Source organism: Acidimicrobiales bacterium, from assembly GCA_016716005.1.
GTDB lineage: Bacteria > Actinomycetota > Acidimicrobiia > Acidimicrobiales > JADJXE01 > JADJXE01.
Genome location: JADJXE010000001.1, coordinates 1,844,357 through 1,861,866 on the forward strand (window position 1 = coordinate 1,844,357; position 17,510 = coordinate 1,861,866).

The window sequence follows — 17,510 nt, forward strand, 5'->3', positions numbered from 1 at the left end:
TCACCCCGGCGCTGCTTCGGCCCCGCGCTCCCCGGGACGGCCGGCGGCGGGCTCACCGTGGTCGACGATCGGCTCCAGCCACGACGTGCCCTCCGGCATGAGCCGCGCCGCCTCCTCGGGCCCCCACGTGCCCCGGCGGTAGAGCACCACGGGGGCGTGGTCCTCGAGGACGGGCTCGACGACCCGCCACTGCTCCTCGAGGGCGTCCTGGCGGCCGAAGCGGATGCGCTCGCCGTGGATGGCGTCGTCGAGCAGGCGTTGGTACGCGCCCTGGCGGTCGCCGAACACGCGCTGGAACGACACGTCCAGATCGACCTGGCGGGTGACGATGCGGTCGCCCGGCGCCTTGGCCTGGAGCTGTAGGGTCACGCCGTCGCCGCGGCCCAGCCGGAACCGCAGCCGGTTCGGCGCGAGGGACGTGGTGCCGGCCGGCGACCACCAGGCCCGCGGCGGCACCCGGAACTCGACCACGGCCTCGGTGGCCGTGGCCGCCAGGTTCTTGCCCGTCCGGAGCAGGAAGGGCACGCCCGACCACCGGTTGGAGTCGATCCACAGGCGGAGGGCCACGAACGTCTCGGTGTCGGAGCCGGGCGTCACCCCTGGCTCGTCGACATAGCCCCGGTACTGGCCCCGCACCACCTCGTGGGGGGCCACCGGGCGCATCTGGCGGAAGATCCGCACCTTCTCGTCGGCGAGGAGGTCGGCACCCGGACCGATGGGCGCCTCGCCGGCCAACAGGGCGACGAGCTGCAGGAGGTGGTTCTGCACCACGTCTCGCAGCGCGCCCGCCGTCTCGTAGAAGCGGGCCCGCCCCTCCACCCCGAAGCTCTCGGCCATGGTGAGCTGCACGCTCGAGACGTGGTGGCGGTTCCACACCGGCTCGAACAGCTCGTTGGCGAAGCGGAACACCAGCAGGTTCTCGACCGCCTCCTTCCCCAGGTAGTGGTCGATGCGGAACACCGCGTCCTCAGGGAACACCTCGTGGAGGCAGCGGTTCAGCTCCCGGGCCGAGGGCAGGTCGCGCCCGAAGGGCTTCTCGACCACGACCCGGCCACCGGCGTTCAGCCCGACCCGGCCGAGCCCCTGCACCACGTCGTCGAAGAGGGCCGGCGGGATGGCGAGGTAGAAGATGGGCCGCTGGTGGCCCCGGAGCACCTCGCTCAGCCGGTCGAACGTCGACGGGTCCCGGTAGTCGCCGCTCACGTAGGCGGTGCGGCCCGCCAGGGCGTCGAGCAGCGAGCGGTCGCAGTCGGGGTCGTGGGCGAGGACCGACTCCCGGATGCGGGTCCGCAGGTCGTCCACCGTCCACTCCGACGACGCCACCCCGACCACGGGGCCGTCGAACCGGCCGGTCCGGGCCAGGCGGTACACGCCCGGGTAGATCATCTTGCTGGCCAGGTCGCCCGTGGCGCCGAACAGCACCAGGACGTCGCTGGTCGGTGCGTCGGGCACCTCTCCCCCTCTCCCCCCGCAGCGACGTCAGCCGGACGCGGCCACGGCCTGCGCCGCCGCCGAGGCCAGGTCGGTCACCCGCTCCAGCTCGTCCTTGGTGTGGGCCAGGCTCGGGAACGCCACCTCGTAGGGCCCCGGGGCGAAGGCCACGCCCCGGTCGAGCATGGCGTGGAAGAACCGGCCGTAGAGCACCTCGTCGGTCCGCTGGGCCCCATCGAGGTCCACCGGTGCCTCGTCGCCGAAGAACAGGCCCAGCAGCGGGCCCACGACCGGGATCTGCACGGGCAGCCCGGCCTCGGCGATCACCTCCCGGAGCCACTCGGCCAGCTGCGCGGCCCGGCCCTCGAGCATCAGGTAGGCGCCCTCGTCGAGCAGGTCGAGGGTGGCCAGCCCGGCCGCGGTGGCGAGCGGGTTCCCCGAGAGGGTGCCCGCCTGGTAGACGGGCCCCAGCGGAGCCAGGGCCCCCATCACATCGGCGCGGCCCCCGAAGGCCCCGATCGGGAGGCCGCCACCGATCACCTTGCCGAAGCACGACAGGTCGGGACGGACGCCGTAGCGCTCCTGGGCGCCGCCCCTGGCCAGGCGGAAGCCGGTGATCACCTCGTCGAACACGAGCAGGGCCCCGGCGTCGTCGCAGGCCTTCCGCAGGCCCTGGAGGAAGCCGGGCGCAGGGGGGACGAGGCCCATGTTGGCGGCCACGGGCTCGACGATCACGCACGCCACGTCCGACCCCACCTCGGGCACCACGTTGTACGGCGCCACGATCGTGTCGGCCACCGCGTGCTGGGGCACGCCGGCCGAGCCCGACAGGCCGAGGGTGGCGACCCCGCTGCCCCCGGCCGCGAGCAGCGCGTCGCCGTGGCCGTGGTAGTTGCCGGCGAACTTCAGCACCCGGGGCCGGCCGGTGAAGCCCCGAGCCAGGCGGACCGCCGTCATGGTGGCCTCGGTGCCGCTGTTGACCAGGCGGACCTGCTCCACCGACGGCACCCGCCGGCAGATCTCCTCGGCCAGCAGCACCTCGCGAGCCGTCGGCGCGCCGTAGGAGGTGCCGTCGGCCGCGGCCCTGGCGATCGCCTCCACCACCTTCGGGTGGGCGTGGCCGAGGATGATCGCCCCGTAGCTCTGGACGAAGTCGGTGTAGCGCTTCCCCTCGACGTCCCACACGTGGGCACCCTCGGCCCGAGCGACGAAGTACGGCGACCCCCCCACCGAGCGGAAGGCGCGGACGGGCGAGTTCACCCCGCCCGGGATCGAGGTGCAGGCCCGCTGGTAGAGCACGGCGTTGCCGCACGAACCGGGGGAGCAGCCACGCGCCGGCGAGCAGAACAGGGGATCGCAGGGGGGGAGGGCAGCAGCCGTCACGCTCGCCTCACAGGAAGGCCGCCACCTCGGCGGCCAGGTAGGTCAGGATCAGGTCGGCGCCGGCCCGCTTGATGGCGGTCAGCTGCTCGATGGCGACGGCCGTGCCGTCGATCCAGCCCCGCTCGGCGGCGGCCTTGATCATGGAGTACTCGCCCGACACGTGGTAGGCCGCGAGGGGCACGTCGACCTCCGACCGGGCCCGCGCCAGCACGTCGAGGTAGGTGACCGCCGGCTTCACCATCACGATGTCGGCCCCCTCGGCCACGTCGAGGCGGATCTCCTCGAGCGCCTCGCGGGCGTTGCGCCAGTCCTGCTGGTAGCCCTTGCGGTCGCCACCACCCGCGATGGCGACGTCGACGGCGTCGCGGAAGGGCCCGTAGAGCGCCGAGGCGTACTTGGCCGCATAGGCGCAGATGGCGACCGAGGGGAAGCCCGACGCGTCGAGCGCGGCACGGATCGCCCGCACCTGGCCGTCCATCATCCCCGAGGGGGCGACGATGTCGGCGCCGGCCTCGGCCTGGGCCACCGCCACCCGGGCGTAGCGCTCCACGGTGGCGTCGTTGTCGACCTCGCCCGAGCGGGTGAGCACGCCGCAGTGCCCGTGGTCGGTGTACTCGTCGAGGCAGAGGTCGGCCATCAGCACCATGCGGTCGCCGAGGTCGTCGCGCAGCTCGTTCAGGGCGACCTGCACGATGCCGTCGGGATGCCACGCCTGGGAGCCCTCGGCGTCCCTGGTGGCGGGGACGCCGAACAGGATCAGGGCCGGCACGCCCAGATCGGCGAGCACCCTCGCCTCGGCCCGGAGCGAGGCCACCGAGTGCTGGACGACGCCCGGCAGCGACGCGATCGGGGCCGGGCGGTCGATCCCGTCGCGCACGAAGAGGGGCGCGACCAGGTCGTCGACGCCCAGGCGGGTCTCGGCCACCAGCCGGCGCAGGGCCGGCGTTCGCCGAAGCCGGCGCATCCGGCGCTCGGGGAAGCTCACGCCGGCCAGCCTACGGGGGCCCGGACCGGCCGAGCGCCCCGACCAGGGCCGCCACCAGGCCCTCGGCCGTGTGCTCGGCGGCCACCGCGTCCACCGACAGGCCGAGCCGGCGGGCCGTGGCCGCCGTGATCGGCCCGATGCACACCACGGTCGGGGGCACGCCCGCCGGGCCCGCGGCCGCCAGGAAGTGCTCGACCGTCGACGACGACGTGAAGGCGATGGCGTCGGCCCGGCGGGCCCGCGCCAGCTGCTCGGCGGTGGGGACGACGGCGACGGTGCGGTAGGCGTCCACCACCTCGACCTCCCACCCCGCCGCCCGCAAACCGTCGGGCAGCACCTCGCGGGCGACCGCAGCCCGCGCCAGCAGCACCCGACCCCCCGACGGGGGCGGGGCCGGCAGCGCCGCCAGCAACGCCTCGCCCACGGCCCGGTCGGGCACCAGGTCGACCGTGACACCGGCCGCCTCCAGCACGGCCGCGGTGGCCGGGCCCACGGCCGCCACGCGGGCGCGCCGGCCGGCCACCGGTCCGGCCGCCAGCAGGCGCCGGGCGCCGTTGGCCGACGTCACGACCACCCAGTCGAAGCCGTCGAGACCCGCCACCGCGGCCCGCAGGGCCTCGCCGCCGTCGACGGGATCGGCGATCGCGAGCACGGGCACCTCGACCACCGCGGCCCCGAGCCGGGCGAGGCGCGTCGCGAGCGGCTCGATCCGGTCGGCGGCGCGCGTGAGCACGACCCGTCGCCCGGCGAGCGGCGGCGGCGCGGTCATCGACCGCGAAGGCCCGCATCGAGCAGGCCCAGGGCGCCCGCCGTCAGGCCGAGGCGCTCGCCCGCCTCCACCCCGACGGCGACGGCGTCGACCCCCTGCACGTGCTCCCGGAGGATGCGGCTGCCGTCGAGGGCCGCCACCATCGCCTCGAGGACCACGGACCCGCGCTCGTCGACCACCGCGTGGGCGCCCACCGGCGCCTCGCACCCCCCGCCGAGGGTGGCGAGGAAGGATCGCTCGGCGTCGACGGCCCGCCGCGAGGCGTCGTGCTCGATGGGGGCCAGGAGGGCCCGGACCGAGCCGTCGTCGGCCCGGCACTCGACCGCGAGGGCACCCTGCGCCACCTGCGGCACGAGCACGTCGACGGCCAGCGCCTCGTCGATCCGGTCGGCCAGGCCGAGGCGCGCCAGCGCGGCGACGGCCATCAGGATGGCGCCGCCGTCGGGCACCTTCTCGAGGCGGGTCGCGATGTTGCCCCGCAGGCCGACGAAGGTGAGGTCGGGCCGCAGCGAGGCCAGCTGGGCTCGCCGCCGCACCGAGCCCGTGGCCACGGTGGCGCCCGGTGCCAGGGCCCCGAGGGTGCAGCCGACGAGGGCGTCCCGCGGGTCGCCACGCTCCGGCACCGCCCCCAGCACCAGACCGGCGGCCGGCCCGGAGGGGAGATCCTTGGCCGAGTGCACGGCCACGTCGGCCCGTCCGTCGAGGACGGCGGCCTGCACCTCCTTGACGAACACGCCCTGCCCGCCGAGCTCCCAGATCGGCTGGTCGGTGCGGCGGTCCCCGGTGGTCTCCACCACCACCGGCTCCACCTCGAGGCCAGGGTGCGCGGCCGCCAGCAGCGCGGCCACGTGGTCGGTCTGCCAGCGCGCCAGGGCGCTGCCGCGCGTGGCGGCGCGCAGCCTCACGGCACCCTCACAGATCGAACAGGTCGCGCAGCGCCTCGGCGAGGAGCTCGCCGCGCGGGCTGCCGGCCACCTCCTTGAGGCGGACCGTCGGCCCGTGGAGCAGCTTGGCCAGGATGCCCTTGGTGAGCGCCTCGACGGCCTCGCGCTGGCGCTCGTCGAGGCCGTCGAGGCGGCCGCGCAGCCGCTCGAGCTCGGCCCGGCGGACCTGCTCGGCGTGCGATCGGAGCCCGGCCACCAGGGGTGCCGCCTCGCGGGCGGTGCGCGTGTCGAGGTAGCGCTCGACCTCCAGGTCGATCAGCGCCCGCACCCGGCCGACCTCGCGCGACCGCTCGGCCACCCCCGCCTGGGCGAAGGCGCGCAGGTCGTCCATGTCCAGCAGGGTGACGCCCGGCAGCTCGCCCACCGCCCGGTCGACGTCACGCGGCACGGCCACATCGACGATCAGCAGCGGCCGGTCCGGTCGCCGGGCGAGGATGGGTGCGAGGTCGGCGTGCTCGAGCATGATCGAGGTGGCGCCGGTGGAGGTGAGGAGCACGTCGACGCCGGCCAGGGCGTCACCGACGTCACCCAGGGCCACCGCCTCGCCTCCCACCCGATCGGCCAGCGCCTCGGCCCGCTCCAGGGTGCGGTTGGCGACGACCACCCCGGCCACCCCGGCACCGGCCAGGGCCGTGGCCATCCCCTCGCCCATGTCGCCGGCGCCGAGCACGAGGACCCGCCGCCCCCGGAGGGTGCCGAGCCGCTCCGCGGCGAGGGCCACCGCGGCCTGCGAGATCGAGGTGATGTTGCGGGCGATCCCGGTCTCGGTGCGCACCCGCTTCCCCACCTCGACCGCGTGGCGGAACAGCAGGTTCAGGCCGGATCGGCTCGCGCCCTCTCCGCGCGCCAGCTCCCACGCAGCCTTCATCTGGCCGAGGATCTCGCTCTCCCCCAGCACCGCCGAGTCGAGCCCCGACGCCACCGAGAACAGGTGGGCCACCGCCGACTCGTCGTAGTGGGTGTAGAGGTGGTCACCCAGGCCGTCGGGGGCCAGGTCGGCCAGCTCGCCGAGGAAGAGGCGCACGTCGTGGGTGGCACCGTGGAAGCGGTCGGCGACCACGTAGACCTCGGTGCGGTTGCAGGTGCTGAGCACCACCGCCTCGCTCACGTTGGGGCGTGTGCGGAGGTCGTGGAGGGCCTTGGGCAGGTGCGCGTCGTCGACGTTCGTGCGCTCCAGCAGGTCGAGGGGCGCCGTGCGGTGGTTCAAGCCGATGACGACGATGGACACGCGGGTCAGAGCTCCTCGTTCGGCGACCGTGCGCCCCCACGAGCCGGACCAGCATCTCCGAATCGGCGCCGCACCGCCAGTCGAGCGACCAGGGTCGCCCCGGCCGGGGGCGGCGGGAGGTGCGGCTCAGGCCCGTGCCGCAGCCTCCCCCGCGCCGCCCTGCGTGGCCGCACCGACCGGGTGCTGCTGGTAGAAGCGGAGGATCTGCAGCTCGACCGAGAGGTCGACCTTCCGCAGCGACACGCCGGCCGGGACGGTGATCACCGACGGGGCGAAGTTCAGGATCGAGGTGACGCCGGCCGCGACCAGCCGGTCGGCCACCTCCTGGGCCACCGAGGCGGGGGTGGCGATGATCCCGATGGCGGCGCGGTCACCGGCGACGATCTCGGGGAGCTCGTCGATGTGGCGCACCACCAGGTCACCGACCCGGCCGCCGACCTTGGCCGGGTCGGCGTCGACCAGGGCTGCCACCGGGAAGCCACGGGCGGAGAACCCCCCGTAGTTGGCGAGCGCCTGCCCCAGGTTGCCGAGACCGACGATGACGACCGGGGCGTCGGTGGGCAGGCCCAGGGCGCGGCCGATCTGGTAGAGGAGGTACTCGACGTCGTACCCGACCCCCCGCGTGCCGTACGACCCCAGGTGGGAGAGGTCCTTTCGGACCTTCGCGGCGTTCACGCCCGCCAGCTCGGCCAGGCGCTCGGACGAGATCGTCGGCGTCTTGGCCTCGGCCAGCTCGAGCAGCGCCCGCAGGTACACGGGCAGACGCGCCACCGTGGCCTCCGGGATCCGGCGACGGGTCTGCTCGCCCATGGCGGCCGCAGGCTATCCCGCTCGTGCACGCGTTCACGAACCGGCCCGCCACCCGGCGCCGGGCGCTCGGGCGCCCCCGTGCCCGGCTTCACGAGATCGTCCCCGGCTCCTCTACGCTTGGACGCCGTGCTCACCGTCGAGTCCGCGCTGGCCGCGGCGGCGACGCTGGTCGCGCTGGCCTTCGCCGGCTCGCTGCTCGACCGCTGGCTCGCCCGTCGGCGACGCCACGAGGGCGCCTGGACCGTGTCGCTGGCGATGTTCGCCGCGGCCTCGGCCGCCCTGTGGGCCGGCGCGTCGCTGGGGTGGGACGGGCCCACCTTCCGCCTGTTCTTCCTCTTCGGCGCGGTGCTGAACGTGCCCTACCTGGCCCTCGGCCAGCTGTACCTCATGTTCGGGCCCCGCACCGGCGACCGCTGGGCGGTCGCCGTCACCCTGTTCGCGGCCTTCGCCACCGGCGTCGTGGTCGCCGCGCCCTTCGTCGGTCCGGTGCCGGTCGACGGCCTTCCCCACGCGTCCGACCTGTTCGGAGCCGGGCCCCGCATCCTGGCCGCGGTGGCCTCGGGCGTGGGCGGCCTGGTGGTGATCGTGGGCTCGCTGACCAGCGCCGTGCGGCTGGCGCGCGGCCCGGTTCGGCCGGGCCCGTCCGGGCGGGCGCCGGTGCCCCGCGGTCGCCTCGCGCTCGGCAACGTGCTGATCGCCACCGGCACGATCACCTTGTCGCTGAGCGGCACGCTCAACGCCCGGCTCGGGGAGATGACCGCCTTCTCGGTGACGCTGGTCGTCGGCGTGTCGATCCTGTTCGCGGGCTTCCTGCTGGCGACCTCGGCGGCGCGACCGGCCACCGGCCCCACGGCCACGGTCCCGCCGACCCGGCCGGCCCGCGAGCCCGCAGCCGTCTAGCGCAGGACCCGGCGCAGCACCTTGCCCCCGAGGCCGCGGGGCAGCTCGTCGACGAACATGATCTTCGACGGGCACTTGTAGCGGGCCAGCCGGTCGGCGCAGAACTCGATGAGCTCGTCCTCCTCGACCGAGGCGCCGCCCTCCACCACCACGTAGGCCTTCACCGCCTCGCCCGTGTACGGGTGGGCGACGCCCACCACGGCCGCCTCGCGCACGTCGGGATGCTCGAGGAGCACCTCTTCGACCTCGGCGGGGAACACGTTGAAGCCCGAGACGATGATGAGGTCCTTGATCCGGTCGACGAGGAAGAGGCGGCCGTCGTCGGCGACCACGGCGATGTCGCCGGTGCGGAGCCAGCCGTCGGCCGTGAGGGCCGCGCGCGTGGCCTCGGGATCGTTCCAGTACCCCTTGAACACGCCGGGTCCGCGCACCCAGATCTCGCCGGCATCGCCGACGAGGACGTCGTCGCCCTGCTCGTCGACCAGCCGCAGCTCGACGCCGGGCAGGGGCACGCCGATCGATCCGTGCCGGGTCGTGAGCCCGGCCGCCGACGTGACGACGGGTGCGGCCTCGGTGAGCCCGTAGCCCTCCGAGATGGCGACGCCGAACCGGGCCTCGAAGCGCTCGGCCACGTCCTCGGGGAGCTTGGCTGCGCCGGAGGCCGCGATCCGCAGGCCGGCGAAGGCCGCGGGGTCGACATCGGGCAGGCCGGCCCACGCCGTCCACATGGGGGGTGCCCCCGAGACGGCCGTGACCCCCCACTCGCGGATGGTGTCGACCGACGACGAGGGGTCGAAGCGCTCCACCAGCACCACCGACGCCCCCACGAACAGCGTGAGGCCGAGCACCACGTTCAGCCCGAAGATGTGGAACAGCGGCAGGACACCCAGCACGACGTCTCCGGGGACGAGCGCCCGGCCCGGGGCCAGCTGGGTCTGCTCGAGGTTCGCCCGGAGGTTGCCGTGGCTCAGCATGGCCGCCCGCGGCGACCCGGCCGTGCCGCTGGTGAACATCAGCACGGCCACGTCGTCGTCGTGGCGCTCCACCAGCGGCGTCGGGGAGCCGGCGAGGAGGTCCTCGAAGGTGAGCGCGTCGCGCAGGCCGTGACCCTGGCTGGCGATGACGTGCTCGAGCACCGGCAGCGACGACCGGTCGACCGTCGACCAGGCGGCCCGGGCCCGGGGGCCCACCACGACGGCGCGGGCACCCACCGTGGCCAGCTCCTGGGCCATCTCGGCGGCCGGGCTCAGCGGGTTGATCGGGACGGCGACGGCCCCCGCGCCGAGGATGGCGAGGTACGAGAGCACGAAGTAGGGGTTGTTGGCGCAGAGCATCCCGACCCGGTCGCCCGGTTCGATGCCCAGGCTCACCAGCGAGCCCCGCAGCCCGGCCACCTGGTCGCGGAGCGCGCCGTAGGTGATCGTGTGGCCCCGGCTCACCACCGCGACGGCCTCGCCCGGGTGGGGCTCGATGATCGTGGCCAGGTTCACCCCGAACGCTCCTTGCTCGTCGAGGGCGCGGAGACGACCCGCCGTCGGCCTGCGCCCCCTCGGGCAGACCCTACCTCGCGCCATGGGCCCGCAACCGACGAGCACGGCTCAAGGCGCGTCGGGTCGGGGCCGATCTGCTGGGGGGAGGTTCGATGTCGGTCACCGGACGCGCGGCCCGGATGCTGCTCACCCTGGCCCTGCTCGCCGCCTCGGCGGGTCTGGGCGCGAGGGCGGCAGCGGCCGACTCGCCGGCCGAGGAGCAGCGGTTCGTCGAGCTGATCGACCAGCTGCGCGCCTCGAGGGGCGCGGGCGCGCTCCGCGTGAACGCCACCCTGGCGGCGACGGCGTGCGACTGGACCCGCAGGATGGTGGCCGACGGGGCCATCTCCCACGACCCGAACCTGGCCGCCGCCGCGGCTGCGGCCGACCCCGGCTGGCGCCGGGCGGGTGAGAACGTGGGCAAGGGCCCCGACGTCCAGGCGCTGTTCGAGGCCTTCGTGGCCAGCCCGACCCACCTCGCGAACCTGGTCGACCCCGCCTTCGATGAGGTCGGCGTGTGCGTGATCCGCGCCGGTGACCTGCTGTACACGACCCACCGCTTCCTGCAGGCGGGCTCCCCGCCCCCCACCACGGCGGCCCCGCCGCCGCCTACCGCACCCGCACCCACGGCGCCACCGCCCACCGCACCCGCCCCCGCCCCCACCCCCACGGCGCCACCCACGACCCCGGCGGCCACCGCGCCGCCCACCAACCCGCCGACGACCCCGGCGCCCAGCGCGCCGACCCCGGCCCCACCCACCACCACCGGCACCACCGCCACGGCCCCGGGCGGCACCACCGCGACGACCGCGGCAGGCGGCACGAGCACGACCCCCGCCGCCGGGCCCAGCACCTCCGGTACCGCCCCGGGCGGCACCGACGCCACCGCCGGGCCCCCCTCGACGGGCGACGCCGGCCCCGCCGCACCCTCGGTGGTGCCGGCGGTGCTCGACCAGCTGCGCCGCCTCGACCCCCGCGGATGAGCGGGACGGCACCAGGGTGACGGTGCGGCGGCGGGCCCCGTCGGGGAGGCTGGTGGCGTGCCGGCCGTGATCGAGACGGAGGAGCTGACCCGCGGGTTCCGCGGCCAGCTGGCCGTCGACGGGCTGAGCCTCGATGTACGGGCGGGCGAGGTGCTCGCGCTGCTCGGACCGAACGGCGCCGGCAAGACCACCACCGTGCGGCTGCTGAACGGGGTGCTGCGACCCGACAGGGGCCGGGCCACCGTGCTCGGCCTCGATCCGGCCGCCGAGGGCGACGACGTGCGCCGCCGCACCGGCGTGCTCACCGAGAACGCCGGCCTGGACGATCGCCTGACCGCCCGCGAGAACCTGCTCGCGGTCGCCGGCATCCGGGGCATGCGGGGCGCCGCCGCCCGGAGCCGGGTCGACGGCCTCCTCGAGCGCTTCGGCATGGCCGATCGGGCCGACCGGCAGGTGCAGGGGTTCTCCACCGGCCAGCGCAAGCGGATCGCGCTGGCCCGGGCGCTGCTCCACGAGCCCGAGGTGCTGTTCCTCGACGAGCCGACGTCGGGCCTCGACCCGGCCGCCACACGCGACGTCGTCGATCTGATCGCGTCGCTCGCCACCGAGCACGGCCGCACGATCCTGCTGTGCACCCACTTCCTCGGCGAGGCCGGGCGGCTCGCCAACCGGATGGCGGTGCTGCACCGCGGGCGGCTGCACGCGTTCGGCACGCCGGCAGAGATCGCCACCGGCTACTGGAAGGGGCTCGACACCGTGCTCGACCTGGGGGCGCCGGCCGGCGCCGAGGCGCTGACCACCGTGCGCCGGGTGCGGGGCGTGCTCGAGGTCGCGCCCAGCGGGGAGGGCGCCCGGGTGCGGGTGGAGGATCGCGAGGTGCTCCCCACCCTCGTCGCCGCCCTGGTGGGCGCGGGCGAGCACGTGTACGCCGTGACGCCCCGGCCCCCGACCCTCGAGGACGTGTACTTCGCGGTCCTCGAGGACGTGGGCGAGGGGGCGGCGTGAGGGGCCGGGCGCCCGACTGGGGCGCCATCCGCTTCGTCCTCTGGAAGGACCTGGTCGCCGTCAAGCGTTCCAAGGCCGTGGTGCTGCCGATGCTCCTGGTGCCGGTGCTCCTGCTGGTGGTGCTGCCCCTCGTGATCGGGCTGGCAGCGAGGAGCGCGGGGCCCACCGACCTCGATCGCCTCCTCGGCTCGATGCCCGGCGACCTGGCTCGGCCGATCCTCGAGCTGCCCGAACGCCAGCAGCTCATCGTGCTCGTCAACGGCTACCTGCTGGCCCCGCTGTTCCTGATCGTCCCGCTCATGGTGTCGGCCGTCCTGGCTGCCGACGCGTTCGCGGGCGAGAAGGAGCGCCGGACCCTCGAGGGGCTGCTGCACCTGCCGATCACCGACCGCGACCTGTTCGTCGCCAAGATGCTCGCCGCCCTCCTCCCGGCCCTGGTCGTGTCGTGGCTGGGGTTCGCGTGCTTCGCCGTCGTGTCGAACACGGTCGCCTGGCCGCTGCTGCACCGGGTGTTCGTGCCCACGATGCTCTGGCTGGTGGTCATCCTCTGGGTCGCACCAGCGGTCGCCCTGCTCGGGCTGGGCGTGATGGTGCGCGTGTCGGCCCGCGCCCGCACCACCCAGGAGGCCAACCAGCTGGGCGGCGCGGTGATCCTGCCGCTGATCTTCCTGGCGCTGGCCCAGGCCACCGGGCTCCTCCTGGTGGCCGTACCGGTGGCCGTGGCGGTGGGCGCGGTGGTGTGGGTGGTGGCGCTCTGGCTGCTCAGGGGCGGCCTGCGCCGCTTCTCACGCGACCAGCTGGCTGCCAGCCTCTGATCGGCGGGCCACTGGTCGGGGACGGGCCGGCTGGCGTCGATACCGAGTGACTCCGCGGCCGACTGAGGCCGCCGATAGCGGCGCCTATCTGGCCGTCTCAGGTGGGGGTGGCGGTCCTGAGCCCGAGGTGGGTGGCAGCGGCGAGCATCCGCTCGTCGTAGGTGACGACGTGGCTGAGGTCCCCACCGAGCAGCTGGGCGGTGGCGAGATGGATGGCATCGAGGGAGCGAAGATCCGAGGGCAACAGCACCGCTGCTGCGTTGAGCACCCGGTCGTTCACGCGCACGAGCTCCACCCGGGCGAGCAGGGCCCGGCCTCGGGCCAGCGCCTCGTCCCCCTCGTCGAGAAGTGCACGAAGGACCTCGGTACGGGCCAGCGAGCTCGACACCACCGGCCGCCGCCGGCGCAGGTGATGGCGCAGTGCTCGAGACTCGGGTTCTTCGACGGCCAGCTTCACCAGGGCCGAGGAGTCCAGGTACGCCGCTGGCATCAGCGCTCGTCTTGTCGTAGGCGGCCCAGGACGGCTGATGGCAACACGGCTCCGCGCGATGGGAGCGGTGGGGGAAGGTCGCCGAGATCGCCAGTGGCCGCCTCCACGTCGCCCGCCGCGCGCAGGCGTTCGAGCGGACTCCCCTCGGGGAGCGGGCTGAGCAAGGCGACCGGCCGACCCCGGTCGGTGATCTCGATCGTCTCGCCGCGCTCCACCAGTCGGAGCAGCTCGCTGGCTCGCTGTCGCAGCTCCCGCACTCCCACACTCGTCATGTGCTACAGATAGCATCTTGAAAGCCGGTCTGGCAACCGCGGCTGGGCACGGTGGCACGGCCACGAGAACAGCGGATGCCGAGCAGCTGGTGCGCGACGGGAGCCGGTACCGAAATGACGGCCGAAAGCGGCGCCTATCCGGCGGCAGAGGGCACTCCCCGCTCGTCTCGCCGTGAGCGGTATGGGGCGCCCGGTATGGGCGGATATGCGGTGGGCGCGCTGGGCCGGTCGGAGATGCCAGGGTCGCGTTACCGGGTGCTCACGCGGTGACTCGTGGCTGCGCCGCTCGTACGCCCAGCCCCAGTTGCACGGTGCGGGTCTGACCGGCGGGCCACGCCACCGAGGCCGGTCAGCGGGCCAGGACGAACAGCTGGAGCACCGCCGCGCCCAGGATCAGCAGCAGGAGGGCCGCGATGGCGATGGTCGTGGCGGGCCGCACCCGGCCACCCTAGCGGCGAGGCGCGCCGGAGCCCCCGGGGAAGGCGACCCTGGTGGTGACGCCCGGCTCGGGGCCCTCGGGCTCGGACAGGCGCACGGCGTCGCCGGCCCGGATCCCCAGCTCACCGGCTGCGGGCTGGCGATCGAAGGCGAGCGACAGCAACCCGTACGAGTCGACCACCAGCCCGAGCTGGCCCGGCTCGAGCTCGCCGTACGTGACCGCCAGCCGGGCGGTGCGCAGCTGGGAGCCGGACCGCACGGCGATCCGCTCCCCCAGGTCGGCCACGTCCTCGGGGCCCACGTTGAGCTGTGCGTTGCCGTACCGGTCGACCCAGAGCACCTCGGCGTGCAGCTCGCCGCCCTCGGCGCGCAGGAGGGGGACCACCCCGGGCAGGAGGCCCGCCGGGTCGATCTCGGGCCCGAACGCCCCGAGGGGGACGCCGTTGCACAGGTGCGCGGCCACCGGCGCGAACACGTCCCGACCGGCGAAGGTGGCCCCCACCGCGGGGAGGTGGTACTCGGCGTCGGTGAGCGCCACCGCCCGGGTCGCCCCACCGGCCATGGCCACCGCCGGCGCGAGCAGCCCGTTGTCGGGGCCGACGAACACGCCCACCCCGTCCCCCACCTCGACGGCGACCGCCCGGCGGTCGGTGCCCACGCCCGGATCCACCACCGCGAGGACCACCCCGGCGGGCACGTACTGCACGCAGCGGGCGAGCGCGAGCGAGCCGGCGCGCACGTCGTGGGGGGCGATCTCGTGGGTGAGGTCGATCACCACCGCGTGGCGGGCCAGGTCGCGCAGGACCGCCTTCACCACGCCGACGAACTCGTCGGCCGTGCCGTAGTCGGACAGGAACGAGACGGTGTCGTAGCGGTGGGACATGCGAGGGCCACGCTACCGGCCGCCTCCGGCCGGCGACCCTGCGCGGCGCCGGCGGCGCTACCCGGCCTCCGTGTACCGGCTGGACAGGTACCGGTGCACCTCGTCCTCCTCGATCCGGTACGACTTGCCGACCCGCGTGGCGGCCAGGTCGCCGGCCTTGATGAGCCGGTACACCGTCATGGTCGACACCCGCATGATCTCGGCGACCTCGGCCACGGTCAGGAACCGGGCGTGCTGCGACAACGCCAAGGGAACCACCCCTTCCTCCGCGAGGGGGGACTGTACGCCAACGTTGCTGGTGGGGAAAGTGGTGCCAGAGGGGACGGCCGGGGTGGGCGGCGCCGTCAGCCCTGGCCGAGCTGGCGCGAGCGCTCGGTGGCGGCCACGACGGCGTCGAGGATCGCGGCCCGCACCCCGCCCGACTCGAGGGCCCGCAACCCGGCGGCGGTGGTGCCGCCCGGCGACGTGACCCCGGCGCGCAGGACCGAGAGCGGCTCACCCGACTCGGCGAGGAGGCGGGCGGAGCCCAGCAGCGTCTGGACGACCAGGGTGCGGCTGGTGTCGTGGGGCAGGCCGACCAGCACCCCGGCCTCGATCAGGGCCTCGGCCACCAGGAAGACGTACGCGGGGCCCGATCCCGAGAGCCCGGTGACGGCGTCGAGCAGGTGCTCGGGCACCCGCACGACCACGCCGACCGCGTCGAGGATCTCCTCGGCCCAGGCCAGATCGCCGGGGCCGGCGGCCGAGCCCGCGGCGAGCGCCGACACCCCGCTGCGGATCAGGGCAGGGGTGTTGGGCATGGCCCGCAGCACGGCCACACCGGGGCCGAGGGCCGCCTCCAGCGCGGCGAGCGTGACGCCCGCCGCGATCGACAGCACGCGCGGCACGCCCACCGCGGCGAGGCCGGCGCAGGCACCGGGGACGTCGCCCGGCTTCACGGCGAGCACGGCCGCCTCGGCGGCAACCGGGGCGTCGGTGACCGTGACGCCGGGATACCGGCCAGCCAGCTGGTGGCGGCGCTCCTCCACGAGGTCGGCCACGGCGAGCTCGCCGGCCGACCAGCCACTGGCGAGCAGGCCGCCGAGGAGCGCCTCCCCCATGCGTCCACCGCCGACGAGCAGGAGCCGGGTCGTCATGGCCGGGAGGGTACCGGGGCGGGGGCCGTCAGGGGAGGTAGTTGCGCGGGTTCTGGGCCGTGCCGCCGGCCCGCACCTCGAAGTGGAGATGGGGTCCGGTGACGCGCCCGGTCGAGCCGACGTAGCCGATCAGCTGGCCTCGGCTCACCTGCTGGCCCTGCTGCGCCACCCGCTCGCTCTGGTGGCCGTAGAGGGTGCTGATGCCCCCGCCGTGGTCGATGATGATCACGTTGCCGTAGCCGTCCTGCCAGCCGGACAGGATCACGGTGCCGGCGGCGGCGGCGTAGATCGGCGTGCCCGCCGGCGGCGCGATGTCGATCCCGGCGTGCAAGCGGCCCCAGCGCTGGCCGTACTCGGAGGTGACGGGGCCGCTCGTCGGCCACTGGAGGCCCACCGAGGACACGGCGCCGCCGGGCCCGGCCGACGTGCCTCGGCCGCCCGACGGGGCCACCGCACCCCCCGGCGAGGCCGCGGCGCCCGTGGCCGCCGGCCGGGCGGCGGCCTGCGCCTCGCGGATGAGCAGGGCGAGGGCCGCGTCCGATCGCTCCAGCTCGTCGATCTCGGCCAGGAGCTCCTGGATCCGCACCTCGAGGTCGGCCCGCAGCTGCGCCTGGCGATCCCGGCTGGCCTGCAGGTCGACGAGGCGCTGCTCCTCGAGGGCCCGCCGCTCCTCGGCTCGGGCCGCGGCCTCGGTGGCGGCGGCTCGCAGCCAGGTGGCGTCCTCCTCGGCGGCACGCAGCTCGTCGAGCGTGCCGCGCTGGCGGCCGCTGACGTGGTCGAGCAGCGCCTCACGCCGGGTGACCGCGTTCCAGTCGGCGCTGGTCGCCAGGTCGCCGACGAGATCCGAGACGGGGAACACGTAGGCCTGGACCGCCCGGTCGACCGCCGCCGCCCGGAGCTCGGCGACCCGAGCCTCGGTCTCGGCCAGCCGGGCGTCGACCACTTCGGCCTCGCGCCCGGCGGCGCCGGCGGCCTGGCGGGCGTCGGCCACCTGGGCCTCCTGGACGGCGATGAGCCCGTCGAGCTGGCCGATGGCGGCCTCGAGCTCGAGGTCGGAGGAGCGGAGGGGATCGAGCCGGGCCGCGGCCTGGGCCCGCTCCTGGCGGACCTGCTCCCGCCGGGCCCGCGCGTCGCCGACGCTGTCGGCCCGGACCCAGGCCGGGGACGCGGCCAGGGCCACACCGACGAAGGCCGCGACCCCGGCTCGCCGCAGGCGCGCCCCTCGGACGGAGCGGTCGGTCATGGGAGCGGGGTCGGCGTGGTCATCGAGGTCGGGTCAACCGGAGGGAGCGCATGACGGGATCGTGGCCGTGGCGTGACGACCACGTGACGGTCGGCGGACCGTACCAGAGACGCGCCGGGCTCGAAAGGACGAGGTCGGCTCGAGGGCTCGCCGCCGCGGTCGAGCCCGGGGGGCGAACCCGGCGCTCCCGCACTTCCCCGATCGGGTGCGCCCGAGCCGCTCCCCGGGCTCGACCGGCAACGTACCCGAAAGGGATCAGAGATGAC

Annotated in this window: 18 protein-coding genes; 4 read left to right on the plus strand and 14 right to left on the minus strand. The window is 75.3% G+C overall.

The window, feature by feature from the left end; translation table 11 throughout:
* The 7 genes from zwf to IPM45_09040 all read right to left on the minus strand — a co-directional run bounded on the left by zwf (position 1) and on the right by IPM45_09040 (position 7,550).
* Positions 1 to 1,452 carry a glucose-6-phosphate dehydrogenase gene (gene zwf / locus IPM45_09010; GenBank protein MBK9179692.1) on the minus strand — a complete coding sequence of 484 codons (1,452 nt, stop codon included), beginning with the start codon at positions 1,450 to 1,452 and terminating at the stop codon, positions 1 to 3.
* A gap of 27 nt (positions 1,453 to 1,479) precedes the next feature.
* Positions 1,480 to 2,781 carry a glutamate-1-semialdehyde 2,1-aminomutase gene (gene hemL / locus IPM45_09015; protein ID MBK9179693.1) on the minus strand — a complete coding sequence of 434 codons (1,302 nt, stop codon included), beginning with the start codon at positions 2,779 to 2,781 and terminating at the stop codon, positions 1,480 to 1,482.
* 40 nt (positions 2,782 to 2,821) lie between these two features.
* Entirely contained in the window at positions 2,822 to 3,778 is a 957-nt protein-coding gene (hemB, locus tag IPM45_09020; GenBank protein ID MBK9179694.1) for a porphobilinogen synthase, read from the minus strand.
* 31 nt (positions 3,779 to 3,809) lie between these two features.
* Positions 3,810 to 4,532, minus strand: a complete 723-nt coding sequence (locus IPM45_09025) for a uroporphyrinogen-III synthase (GenBank protein ID MBK9179695.1) — start codon at positions 4,530 to 4,532, stop codon at positions 3,810 to 3,812.
* A gap of 32 nt (positions 4,533 to 4,564) precedes the next feature.
* Positions 4,565 to 5,473 carry a hydroxymethylbilane synthase gene (hemC, locus tag IPM45_09030; protein ID MBK9179696.1) on the minus strand — a complete coding sequence of 303 codons (909 nt, stop codon included), beginning with the start codon at positions 5,471 to 5,473 and terminating at the stop codon, positions 4,565 to 4,567.
* A gap of 7 nt (positions 5,474 to 5,480) precedes the next feature.
* Complete coding sequence (locus IPM45_09035; protein MBK9179697.1) at positions 5,481 to 6,740, minus strand: glutamyl-tRNA reductase; 1,260 nt, start codon at positions 6,738 to 6,740, stop codon at positions 5,481 to 5,483.
* Between the two features lie 126 nt (positions 6,741 to 6,866).
* Positions 6,867 to 7,550, minus strand: a complete 684-nt coding sequence (locus tag IPM45_09040; protein ID MBK9179698.1) for a redox-sensing transcriptional repressor Rex — start codon at positions 7,548 to 7,550, stop codon at positions 6,867 to 6,869.
* 126 nt (positions 7,551 to 7,676) lie between these two features.
* Here IPM45_09040 and IPM45_09045 point away from each other — a divergent pair, with 126 nt between their 5' ends.
* Positions 7,677 to 8,450 (plus strand): hypothetical protein, encoded by a 774-nt coding sequence (locus tag IPM45_09045; GenBank protein MBK9179699.1) that lies wholly within the window; start codon positions 7,677 to 7,679, stop codon positions 8,448 to 8,450.
* Here IPM45_09045 and IPM45_09050 read toward each other — a convergent pair.
* Complete coding sequence (locus IPM45_09050) at positions 8,447 to 9,940, minus strand: long-chain fatty acid--CoA ligase (protein ID MBK9179700.1); 1,494 nt, start codon at positions 9,938 to 9,940, stop codon at positions 8,447 to 8,449. The two genes, IPM45_09045 and IPM45_09050, sit on opposite strands and share 4 nt — an antisense overlap.
* Positions 9,941 to 10,092: 152 nt before the next feature.
* Here IPM45_09050 and IPM45_09055 point away from each other — a divergent pair, with 152 nt between their 5' ends.
* The 3 genes from IPM45_09055 (at position 10,093) to IPM45_09065 (ending at position 12,782) form a co-directional block, all read left to right on the plus strand.
* A complete protein-coding gene (locus tag IPM45_09055; GenBank protein MBK9179701.1) occupies positions 10,093 to 10,962 on the plus strand; it encodes a hypothetical protein in 870 nt (289 codons plus the stop codon).
* Positions 10,963 to 11,031: 69 nt separating this feature from the next.
* Positions 11,032 to 11,967, plus strand: a complete 936-nt coding sequence (locus IPM45_09060; GenBank protein MBK9179702.1) for an ABC transporter ATP-binding protein — start codon at positions 11,032 to 11,034, stop codon at positions 11,965 to 11,967.
* Positions 11,964 to 12,782 (plus strand): ABC transporter permease, encoded by an 819-nt coding sequence (locus IPM45_09065; GenBank protein ID MBK9179703.1) that lies wholly within the window; start codon positions 11,964 to 11,966, stop codon positions 12,780 to 12,782. The genes IPM45_09060 and IPM45_09065 overlap by 4 nt, the downstream gene beginning before the upstream one ends.
* Before the next feature lie 97 nt (positions 12,783 to 12,879).
* On the opposite strand, the gene IPM45_09070 is transcribed toward IPM45_09065, so the two are convergent.
* From IPM45_09070 to IPM45_09095, 6 genes are all read right to left on the minus strand, one after another.
* On the minus strand, positions 12,880 to 13,272 hold the full coding sequence (locus IPM45_09070) for a type II toxin-antitoxin system VapC family toxin (GenBank protein MBK9179704.1): 393 nt from the start codon (positions 13,270 to 13,272) through the stop codon (positions 12,880 to 12,882).
* Positions 13,272 to 13,544 carry a type II toxin-antitoxin system prevent-host-death family antitoxin gene (locus tag IPM45_09075; protein ID MBK9179705.1) on the minus strand — a complete coding sequence of 91 codons (273 nt, stop codon included), beginning with the start codon at positions 13,542 to 13,544 and terminating at the stop codon, positions 13,272 to 13,274. The genes IPM45_09070 and IPM45_09075 overlap by 1 nt, the downstream gene beginning before the upstream one ends.
* A gap of 448 nt (positions 13,545 to 13,992) precedes the next feature.
* The gene (locus IPM45_09080) at positions 13,993 to 14,865 is read right to left on the minus strand and encodes an SAM-dependent chlorinase/fluorinase (protein ID MBK9179706.1); all 873 of its coding nucleotides are present in this window, start codon (positions 14,863 to 14,865) and stop codon (positions 13,993 to 13,995) included.
* A 57-nt stretch (positions 14,866 to 14,922) separates the two neighbouring features.
* On the minus strand, positions 14,923 to 15,213 hold the full coding sequence (locus IPM45_09085) for a helix-turn-helix domain-containing protein (GenBank protein MBK9179707.1): 291 nt from the start codon (positions 15,211 to 15,213) through the stop codon (positions 14,923 to 14,925).
* A complete protein-coding gene (locus IPM45_09090; GenBank protein ID MBK9179708.1) occupies positions 15,210 to 16,001 on the minus strand; it encodes a pyrroline-5-carboxylate reductase in 792 nt (263 codons plus the stop codon). Before IPM45_09090 ends, IPM45_09085 begins: the two co-directional genes overlap by 4 nt.
* Positions 16,002 to 16,029: 28 nt before the next feature.
* A complete protein-coding gene (locus tag IPM45_09095; protein MBK9179709.1) occupies positions 16,030 to 17,244 on the minus strand; it encodes a peptidoglycan DD-metalloendopeptidase family protein in 1,215 nt (404 codons plus the stop codon).
* Positions 17,245 to 17,510 lie beyond the last annotated feature (266 nt).

Excerpts from the sequence above, each read along its gene's own strand:
- IPM45_09080 (MBK9179706.1), bottom strand. The coding sequence starts at position 14,865 with ATGTCCCACCGCTACGACACCGTCTCGTTCCTGTCCGACTACGGCACG.
- IPM45_09070 (MBK9179704.1), bottom strand. The coding sequence starts at position 13,272 with ATGCCAGCGGCGTACCTGGACTCCTCGGCCCTGGTGAAGCTGGCCGTC.
- IPM45_09075 (MBK9179705.1), bottom strand. The coding sequence starts at position 13,544 with ATGACGAGTGTGGGAGTGCGGGAGCTGCGACAGCGAGCCAGCGAGCTG.
- IPM45_09040 (MBK9179698.1), bottom strand. The coding sequence starts at position 7,550 with ATGGGCGAGCAGACCCGTCGCCGGATCCCGGAGGCCACGGTGGCGCGT.
- IPM45_09090 (MBK9179708.1), bottom strand. The coding sequence starts at position 16,001 with ATGACGACCCGGCTCCTGCTCGTCGGCGGTGGACGCATGGGGGAGGCG.
- hemB (MBK9179694.1), bottom strand. The coding sequence starts at position 3,778 with ATGCGCCGGCTTCGGCGAACGCCGGCCCTGCGCCGGCTGGTGGCCGAG.
- IPM45_09055 (MBK9179701.1), top strand. The coding sequence starts at position 10,093 with ATGTCGGTCACCGGACGCGCGGCCCGGATGCTGCTCACCCTGGCCCTG.
- IPM45_09095 (MBK9179709.1), bottom strand. The coding sequence starts at position 17,244 with ATGACCGACCGCTCCGTCCGAGGGGCGCGCCTGCGGCGAGCCGGGGTC.